The 506-nt window shown below is 43.9% G+C and carries 1 pseudogene; it reads right to left on the minus strand.

What is annotated here, in order from left to right:
- Positions 1-506: pseudogene (locus R8N49_RS30840) on the minus strand (GGDEF domain-containing protein); the annotation flags it as partial.

The raw sequence follows: 506 nt of genomic DNA on the forward strand, positions 1-506 counted from the left end.
TCTGTCCACGCAGCCAGAACGCAAGAGTAGTTGCTCTTGCACCAATCGACATCGAATGTGGCCTTCACACCTTCTAACGCTTTGATTGGGCACTCTAAAATCAACTTGCTCCCAGTATAAGAGCGAAAATACATAATGGCACTTTGTCGATTAAACGCATTCGACAAATACGCTTCGGCTTGATGCAGCGATTTACGCGCGACGGCTTCAACGTAATTCAGCTTTTCGTACGGTGACAGCGAGTAAATTGCGTCTTGGAAGCTGAACTCAGTTTGAGCTTCTACTTCATCAACGCTCAAGCCTTTGTATTGTTCGAGCTTCGCTTCAGTCAGCAGCCCCATTAAAATGACTTTTTGCTTTATTTTGGATAAGTTATTTGCGTAGGTGTTGAACTGCTTTACTTCATAAGAAATCAACACAGCGCCTATCATCATTGTTGAAGTCGCAAACAGTAACGTCGCCACAAAGAAAGACAGCGCAATGCTTTTAAATGTCATGGTGTCTCC

The organism is Vibrio sp. 1978, from assembly GCF_033344345.1.